Genomic DNA, 8399 nt, shown 5'->3' with positions numbered 1-8399 from the left:
TACTACACAAGAACAAAAACAATTGCAAAGGTACAATACTTCTATGATGGCAAGCTGGATGAGAGCAAGACAGAGAACATCGCAGATTTAAAAGCTGGCGATATCGTAGAAACCTATCCGGAGAAGAACAAGGAAGGGTACGTATTTGAAAAGGTGGAAAATATACCATTGACCTTAGGTGAAGATGCAAGTAAAAATATCATCAAGGTATATTATGTAAAGAAAGAAGATACGGAACCAACACCACCCAAAGAAGACCCACAAAAACCGGCGACGCCAAGCAAACTAACTACAGAAAAACCAAAACCAGAAGATGAAGTACAGACAAGTGATACAAGTCAGCGAACATTATGGATCATGATGGTATTGCTAAGTGGTGGTGCTGTATTGGCATATGGTTTAAAACGTAGAAGAAAAGAAAAACAATAAGCAAAGAAAGGTGGATTCTTTATTGAAAAAGACCACCTTTTCTACAAGGATGACATTATCTATTCACAAGATAGGTAAAATACGATACACTTACACGGGAGGAATCCGTTATGAAAAAACATTTATTACTATTATCTGCATTGAAACCACATCATTTAAATAGAATACCTGCGTGTTATGAATATCGTTTAAAAACCCCTGACTCTGTTAATGAAGAGGATATACGTTGGGCTGAGGTGATTGCCGGGAAAGTGCCTTTAACGTATTTATCAATCGCTGAAAATCTTCGCTTGTTACAATTGGAAACAGCCGGAAATGAACAATATTTAAATAAACTTCCTTCGTCATGCAGCTTATGTAATGCCAGTGGCAGTTTTGGTTTAGCGATCAGCGAATATCTGATTTGTACTATATTAATGCTTATGCGTAATATACATCTCTATCAGCAACATCAAAAAAAGCATTTATGGCAAGTGGAAGAACCTATTTCTTCTATTTACGGTTCCAAGATTTTAGTAGTAGGTACAGGTGATCTTGGAAAAGAATTTGCCGGGAAAGTTAAGATGATGGGGGCACATACGATTGGCATTAATCGTCATCCGAAGCTTCCCCTAACGGCTTTTGATGAACTTTATGGTATAGAAGAAATAGAAACACTTTTACCTCATGCTGATGTTGTCGTATTGGCTTTACCAAGCACAGCAAAAACAAGACATATCTTTCAAAAGCAATATTATGCTAGAATGAAAGAAAACGCTATTTTGGTAAATGTGGGAAGAGGAGATGCCCTGTCGTTAGATGAGTTATTAGAAGCTCTTCATACATATCCTATCAAAGGAGCGGTATTAGATGTAATGGAACAGGAGCCGTTGCCGCAGCAACATCCTATCTGGAAAGAGACAAATGTCATTTTGACACCCCATATTTCAGGTACCTTTCAATTATCGGAATCTTTTGAGCGTTATGTAAATATTTTAATACAAAATCTTGAGGCTTATGCACAAGGAAAAGCACTTTGTAATCTTGTGAATATAAAAGAAGGCTATTAAGAAAAGGAGAAGATACTTCCATCTGAATTGTAAGATATAAAAAGTATTTCTATATTTATAATAATAGAATTGGAATGATAATAAAAATTTTATTAAAAAAGCCGTATAATATGATAAAATAACTACAGAAGGTGAAGAAAATGGAAACTGTGCGTTATGAAGCAAAAGATATCGAAACAATCGCTGATTTATTGAAAGAAGGAAAGGTGGTTGCCTTCCCTACGGATACGGTTTATGGTTTGGCTGTCATTTATGAAAATGAAGCGGCCTTAGAAGCTCTTAAAAAAAGTAAAGGAAGACCAGAAAATAAACCAATCCCTACCATGGTTTCAAATTTCCGACAAATGGAAGAAATCGCCTATATGAGTGAAGACGCAAGAAAACTTGCGGAGGAATTTATGCCGGGAGGCTTTACGATGATTCTTAAGAAGAAAGAACACCTTCCTGCATATTTGACAAATGGATTTGATACGGTAGGAATACGCATGCCGGATGATGACATCATACTACATCTGATTGATCTCTGTGAGAAACCATTGCTTGTGACTAGTGCTAATCTAAGTGGTGAAGAACCGCAAGAAACAGCAGAGGGGGTATTAAAACAGCTGGATGGACGAATTGATGCTATCGTAGTTGGCGAAAGTGGAGGCAGTAAGGCAAGTACTATCGTGGATATGAGTACCGATGAATTACGCATTGTAAGAGAAGGACCTATCAGCGAAAAACGAATTCGCGAAGTCCTGCAAGACTAACACGACAGAAAGGAGAAGGATGAAATTATCATCCTATACATGAAATGAAAAAAGAAAGACCAATAAAGATTCATTTGCTGGGTGAGTTTTCGATTGAAAATAAAGAATTTCAATTTCCTAATAAAGTCAAAAAAAGCACACAATTGATTATCTTAATTGCTTATTTAATCATGTATCGTCATACTTCTTTAACGAAAGAGGCATTGATTGAAGTTTTATGGCCAAATGGCATCAGTGAAAATCCGGAAGGGGCCTTGCGAAATCTGATTTATCGTGCACGTAAGGAATTGGAGCCATTTTGCAGAGAGCGAAAACATTCTTGTATCTTATCAAAAGGTAATACGTATTCCTGGAACAATGCAATACCATGGGATATTGATATCGTCCGTCTTGAAAAAGCATGTGAGGATATTGAAAATATCAAAGATGCTTCAACGATGTGTGATAAATGTCAGCATTTACTGAATACATATGGAATGGCTTTTTTACATGACTTTGATGAAGAATGGATTTTAGTAAAACGCCGTTATTATAAAGATATGATTCAGCGTGCTTTATTACATGGATGCAAACTATGTGAACAGGAAAAAGATTATGATCGTGTATTGAAAATTTGTGAATATGCAGAATTTAAACATTTTATCTTCCCAGAATTAATGGAAGTTAAATTAAAGGCTTTTTATGAAGTAAAGCAATATTCGCAAGCTATTACGTATTATCATAAAATTGTGGAACTATATAGTAGTACATTTAATATTGAACTAACACCGAACATCACGAATATTCATCATGAATTATTAAAATTCCATAAAGATGAGCCAGAGAGTATTCAAGAATTGATAGGAGATTTAAATGAGGAAATATATCGCAATGGAGCCTTTTATTGTGATGCTGAAATTTTCCGTAATTTATATCAGGTGCATGTTCGTGCATCATCACGTGGAGTTGTCAGTTATATCGTCATGTTACAGTTAAAGATGGTGTCTAAGACGAATGAAGTAGCAGTGCGTAAAGCCAGCGCATTGTTAAAGGAAGTGTTGTATCATAACTTGCGCAGAAATGATGTATTCTGCCATTGTTCTGCGTTAACGTATGCCGCAGTATTACAAGTACCATCACTTGAAAACTGTATGGTGGCATTAAAGCGTGTCCAGGGCAAATTCAACAGTGAGAATACAGATGAAGGTGTTTGTTTGTGCTTTGATGCGAAAGAAATTGGATAAATTTCGCATAGGAAATAGGTTAGCTGAATAGGAAATATGGGAGGTTATCGTTATGAAAATTGCATTAGCTTGTGATCATGGAGCTTATGAGTATAAGGAACTCATTAAGAAAATGTTGTCTGAGGAAGGACATGAGATTGAAGACTTTGGCTGTCATAGTAAGGAATCCGTAGATTATCCTGATTATGCAGCACCTGCTGCACAGTCTGTAGCGAATGGTAAGAATGATCGAGGAATTGTAATATGCAGTACCGGTATTGGCGTAAGTATTACCGCAAACAAGATCAAAGGTATTCGCTGTGCGTTAGTATCTGATCCGGTGAGCGCACGCTTAACTAGAGAGCATAATGACACAAATGTATTAGCACTCGGTCAGCTGGTAACCGGAGAAGCTGTGATGAAGGAAATTGTTCATGTTTGGTTGAACACGGAATTCTCGCATGCAGAACGTCATCAGCGTCGTATTGATAAAGTGATGGCATTAGAAAAATAAAGTGAGAGCTGCTGATAAAGGCAGCTCTTTGCCTAGTGAAAGAAAACAAATATGACTTTATGGAACCCTTGGCATGGCTGTCATAAATACAGTGCCGGTTGTGCAAATTGTTATGTATATCGGATGGATGAGCGCTATGGAAGAGATAGTAGTGTTGTAAAAAAGACGAAAGATTTCGCTTTGCCTGTGAAAAAGAAAAAAGATGGTTCCTGGAAGATACAGGAAGGTGTTGTCTATACTTGCTTTAGCTCTGATTTCTTTGTGGAAGAGGCAGATGCATGGCGCAAGGAAGCATGGAGCTTCATGAAACAACGTTCAGATCTACATTTTTATATGATTACAAAACGTGTGGAAAGAATTTTGCCAAACTTGCCGGATGATTGGCAAAGCGGTTATGAGAATGTAACTATTTGTGCGACGATTGAAAATCAAATAGAGGCTGAACGCAGACTGCCCGTCTACATGGAACTACCCATTCGTCATAAAGAATTGATCTGTGAGCCGCTGTTAGAGGACATAGATCTTACGTTATGGTTGGATGAGCGTATCGAGCAGGTAACTGCCGGAGGAGAAAGCGGCGATGAGGCAAGAATGTGCGATTATGCATGGATCTTACATCTAAGAGAACAATGTTTAAATAAAAAGATTCCTTTTTATTTCAAGCAGACCGGTGCACGCTTTGTGAAAGATGGAATCTGTTATCATATACCACGTAAACAGCAACTTACCCAAGCAAGAAAAGCAAACATCGATTATCTTGCTGTATATCCTAATTTTAAGAAATAACGTAGGAGAGGAAAATGAAGAATTTAAACACACGATTATTACGGTTTACCAAACTTTTAGAATTCAGCGTAGCCTTATGTTTGATGGTGGCAATCGTTATCGCGGCAGGAATGGCATTGTTGGATACGACCGCCTTAGTCATAGCAGGAGATTTTCAGTTAGAACACTTTTTAAGCGGTGTACTGACAATTGTTGTGGCAATTGAGTTTGTGAAGATGTTATTGTTGCATACGCCGGAATCGGTGATTGAAGTATTGCTTTATGCAGTAGCTCGTCAGATCATCATTTCGCATGAAAGTGCCATGGAAAATCTGATTGGTGTCTTAGCTGTTGCGATCATCTTTATTATCCGAAAATATTTTTCAAAAAGTTTTCAGAGCGCAGTAGGTGACGAATAAAGGATTTGTGATAAAATAAGAGAAAACGGAGGACACACTATGAACGATAAAAGAATTGCCGAAGCGATTGCAAAGGAAACAGAAAGACAGCTTTACAACATTGAATTGATTGCATCAGAGAATTATGTATCCGCGGATGTATTAGCCGCAGCAGGCAGTATCTTAACGAATAAATATGCAGAAGGTTACCCACATAAACGTTATTACGGCGGTTGTGTGAATGTAGATGAAGTGGAAGATATTGCCAGAGAACGGGCAAAAGAATTGTTCCATGCAGAACATGCGAATGTACAGCCACATAGTGGTTCACAGGCGAATATGGGTGTTTACATGGCACTGTTAGAACCAGGGGATACAGTTTTAGGTATGAACTTAACTGCCGGAGGACATTTAACACATGGACATCCGTTAAACTTCAGCGGTACATTATATAATTTTGTTGATTATGGGGTTACCAAAGATGGGGAAACCATTGATTATGAGGATGTTAGAGAAAAAGCCTTGCAATATAAGCCAAAATTGATTGTCGCAGGGGCAAGTGCTTATCCAAGAATCATTGATTTTCAGAAATTCAGAGAGATTGCTGATGAAGTAGGGGCTTACTTTATGGTGGATATGGCTCATATTGCCGGACTTGTGGCGGCTAATCTTCATCCTAGTCCGGTGCCTTATGCTGATTTTGTGACTACAACTACACATAAAACCTTACGTGGTCCGCGCGGAGGCATGATCTTATGTAAAGAAAAATATGCGGCACTATTGGATAAGAAAGTCTTCCCTGGTATGCAGGGTGGCCCATTGATGCATATTATAGCTGCTAAAGCAGTGTGCTTTTATGAAGCCTTACAACCATCTTTCCAAACATATGCACAACAAATTATTAAAAACTGTAAGATCATGAGTGATACTTTGCAGGCAGAAGGCTTTCGCATCGTAAGTGGTGGTACCGATAATCATCTGATCTTGGTGGATGTAAAATCTAGTATTGGCATGTCTGGGAAAGAGGCAGAAAAGCTCTTAGATGAAGCAGGCATCACTTGTAACAAAAACACAATTCCGTTTGAAACAGAAAAACCATTCGTGACAAGCGGCATCCGTTTAGGAAGTGCGGCGATGACTACCAGAGGATTTAAGGAAGAAGAATTTAAACAGGTAGCTTTATGGATTTCCCGCGTGTTAAAGCATGCGGATGATGAAACTGTACGCAAACAAGTATTAAAAGAGGTACGAGAATTGACCGTAAAGTTCCCTTTACCTAATGAAAAATAAGCAGATAGGATAAGGTTAAGGCTTTATCCTTTTTTCACGCAAATAAAGATAGTTCATTAAGATTGTTTGTATAAGCTACAATTTGAATTCATATTATAGGGCAAGCTTTTTTGCCAAAAATCCACTGAAACCATGCAGTTTTTTCAGAAAAAAAGAATGTAAATAAAACCATTCTCTTTATTACCCTTTTAAAAAAAGTAGTTGATTCTCATTTATAACTTTATCACGTTGAAAGAACATGATGTTATAGATCGGAATATAAGTGATGTTATTTTTCTGTATGATCTCTCTTTCATTCGATAGTACATAAGCTTTTTTAATAGGATAATTGTTATTTTTTGTTAAGGGATTTAAAGCACTATGCACGGTATAGTCTTTTCCGGATTTTACTTCAAGAGGAATTACTGACAAACTTTCATAATCATCAATTAAATAGTCTACTTCACCTTTGCTTCTATTATCAAAATAATATAGTTAATAACCATGTGCTATTAGTTCACTCGCAACAACACTTTCATAGACTGCACCTAAATTTATGCTTTTTTCATCATCGAGAATAGTGCGAATGTTATTGCCATATAGGATAGCGGTTAATAGACCAATATCATTCAAATAAAGTTTTAATAGATTTTTTCCGCAAGATGCTATGAATGGAAAAACCGGATTAGCAATTGCCTGTCCAGGAAGTGCGATACCGGCACTAATCAAATAATCAAACTCATCTATATAATTTTGGAAGGTTTTTCCTCTTTTATTTTCAATGTTTTGTATGACGACACGTTTCTTTTTGTTTTCCATATTAGATGGTATTAAATCATAAATTCTGCTGATTTTAAGTTTGTTTTCTGTATCATACTTTGAAGCGTCACTTTTATAATACTCATATATTTCATTTTGAACTTCTCTAACTGCTTGAATATTTTTGGTTTCTAGATACGTGTTAATGACATCGGGGAGCCCTCCCACAAGTAGATATTTACGAAATAAATCCATCATTTTATCATGCATGGTCTCATCAAGTGTTTCAAGATGGTTAAATTTATTTTCTAATATAGATAATGCAAGATCATTCAATCCTAGGACACGTATAAATTCTTCAAAATCTAAAGGACACATTCTGATTTTACGTATGCTGCCCATAGGAATAGAGGAAGTGTTTGATAAGGTAACGTCTAATAGTGAACCACTGGCAATATAGGTGAATTTGTCATCTTGTGATAAAAATCTTAAAAGGGTTAGTAGATGGGGATATGCTTGTATTTCATCAATGAATATTAAGGTGTTCTCTTTCTCTTTCATTTGAGAACCAGCAAGCATGCTAACCTGAAGATAAAAATCTTCAACAGTTTTTACATTTTTAAATAATTGGTTTTGTAAACGATCTTCAATCATATTAATTTCAATGAAATTATCATACATCTTTTTTCCAACATGGCGAATAATAAAGGTTTTTCCTACTTGACGTGCGCCATCAATTAAAAGTATTTTATTTGTTTTCAAAGAAAGGTGATTTTCGATTACGGAAGCGATTTTTCGATATAGCATAAGTATACCTCCTTGCTTGTCAAGCTTGTTATAATACGAAAGCATTGACATTTCAATAGAAATTTATTGATAAAAATATGACATTTCAATAAAAAAATTCATCCATTTTTATGACATTTCAATAAATCGATTCCTTTCATTGTTTATGAAACAGTATCGAAAGCTTTATTTCCTCTTTGCAACAGGCAGTATGTATTCCTACACAGTATTATTGGGAAATAAAGTATTTACAGATTGAAACCGAAAGTATTTCATTTGCCGCGGCCATCTTGGTTTTATTGTTAACGCACCCAGAGCTCGTTCATTAACATAAGTATAATTCAAAAAATCGCAAAGAAAGAAGCTTGTAAGAGAACTGAAAAATAAGTCTTATATAGATGAATCATTCAGTTCTTGTTTTTGGTTAAGCGAATCTGTAACACATCTATTGTAAAGCAACATTTTTGTGCCAGAAA

Annotated in this window: 9 protein-coding genes; 8 read left to right on the top strand and 1 reads right to left on the bottom strand. The window is 36.2% G+C overall.

Features of this window, described 5'->3' with window-relative positions; genetic code table 11:
- The 8 genes from EDD61_RS13845 to EDD61_RS10165 all read left to right on the top strand — a co-directional run.
- On the top strand, window positions 1-429 hold a 429-nt coding region (locus EDD61_RS13845; protein WP_207901027.1), incomplete at its 5' end, for a hypothetical protein.
- Window positions 430-539: 110 nt separating this feature from the next.
- Window positions 540-1478, top strand: coding sequence for a D-2-hydroxyacid dehydrogenase (locus tag EDD61_RS10195; RefSeq protein ID WP_132225254.1), 939 nt, complete (start codon window positions 540-542; stop codon window positions 1476-1478).
- Between the two features lie 140 nt (window positions 1479-1618).
- Window positions 1619-2230: an L-threonylcarbamoyladenylate synthase gene (locus tag EDD61_RS10190; protein ID WP_008690940.1), complete on the top strand. Its 612-nt coding sequence runs from the start codon at window positions 1619-1621 to the stop codon at window positions 2228-2230.
- Window positions 2231-2274: 44 nt separating this feature from the next.
- On the top strand, window positions 2275-3453 hold the full coding sequence (locus EDD61_RS10185) for an AfsR/SARP family transcriptional regulator (protein ID WP_008690941.1): 1179 nt from the start codon (window positions 2275-2277) through the stop codon (window positions 3451-3453).
- A 52-nt stretch (window positions 3454-3505) separates the two neighbouring features.
- The gene (rpiB, locus tag EDD61_RS10180; RefSeq protein ID WP_008690942.1) at window positions 3506-3946 is read left to right on the top strand and encodes a ribose 5-phosphate isomerase B; all 441 of its coding nucleotides are present in this window, start codon (window positions 3506-3508) and stop codon (window positions 3944-3946) included.
- 51 nt (window positions 3947-3997) lie between these two features.
- Window positions 3998-4732: a DUF5131 family protein gene (locus EDD61_RS10175; RefSeq protein WP_132225252.1), complete on the top strand. Its 735-nt coding sequence runs from the start codon at window positions 3998-4000 to the stop codon at window positions 4730-4732.
- 14 nt (window positions 4733-4746) lie between these two features.
- Window positions 4747-5130, top strand: a complete 384-nt coding sequence (locus EDD61_RS10170) for a hypothetical protein (RefSeq protein ID WP_008690944.1) — start codon at window positions 4747-4749, stop codon at window positions 5128-5130.
- A gap of 39 nt (window positions 5131-5169) precedes the next feature.
- Complete coding sequence (locus tag EDD61_RS10165; RefSeq protein WP_117547773.1) at window positions 5170-6399, top strand: serine hydroxymethyltransferase; 1230 nt, start codon at window positions 5170-5172, stop codon at window positions 6397-6399.
- Between the two features lie 474 nt (window positions 6400-6873).
- Here EDD61_RS10165 and EDD61_RS10160 read toward each other — a convergent pair whose 3' ends face one another.
- On the bottom strand, window positions 6874-7944 hold the full coding sequence (locus tag EDD61_RS10160) for an ATP-binding protein (protein ID WP_207901026.1): 1071 nt from the start codon (window positions 7942-7944) through the stop codon (window positions 6874-6876).
- Window positions 7945-8399: the final 455 nt, after the last annotated feature.

The sequence above is a fragment of the Longicatena caecimuris genome (genome assembly GCF_004341945.1).
In the GTDB taxonomy this organism is placed as follows: Bacteria; Bacillota_I; Bacilli_A; order Erysipelotrichales; family Erysipelotrichaceae; genus Longicatena; species Longicatena caecimuris.
Note: the sequence above shows the minus strand (reverse complement) of the source record. Positions and strands in the feature narration are given on the sequence as shown.

Bases quoted from the DNA above. Each gene is read 5' to 3' on its own strand.
- EDD61_RS10195 (WP_132225254.1), top strand. From the start codon at position 540: ATGAAAAAACATTTATTACTATTATCTGCATTGAAACCACATCATTTA.
- EDD61_RS10190 (WP_008690940.1), top strand. From the start codon at position 1,619: ATGGAAACTGTGCGTTATGAAGCAAAAGATATCGAAACAATCGCTGAT.
- EDD61_RS10185 (WP_008690941.1), top strand. From the start codon at position 2,275: ATGAAAAAAGAAAGACCAATAAAGATTCATTTGCTGGGTGAGTTTTCG.
- rpiB (WP_008690942.1), top strand. From the start codon at position 3,506: ATGAAAATTGCATTAGCTTGTGATCATGGAGCTTATGAGTATAAGGAA.
- EDD61_RS10175 (WP_132225252.1), top strand. From the start codon at position 3,998: ATGACTTTATGGAACCCTTGGCATGGCTGTCATAAATACAGTGCCGGT.
- EDD61_RS10170 (WP_008690944.1), top strand. From the start codon at position 4,747: ATGAAGAATTTAAACACACGATTATTACGGTTTACCAAACTTTTAGAA.
- EDD61_RS10165 (WP_117547773.1), top strand. From the start codon at position 5,170: ATGAACGATAAAAGAATTGCCGAAGCGATTGCAAAGGAAACAGAAAGA.
- EDD61_RS10160 (WP_207901026.1), bottom strand. From the start codon at position 7,944: ATGCTATATCGAAAAATCGCTTCCGTAATCGAAAATCACCTTTCTTTG.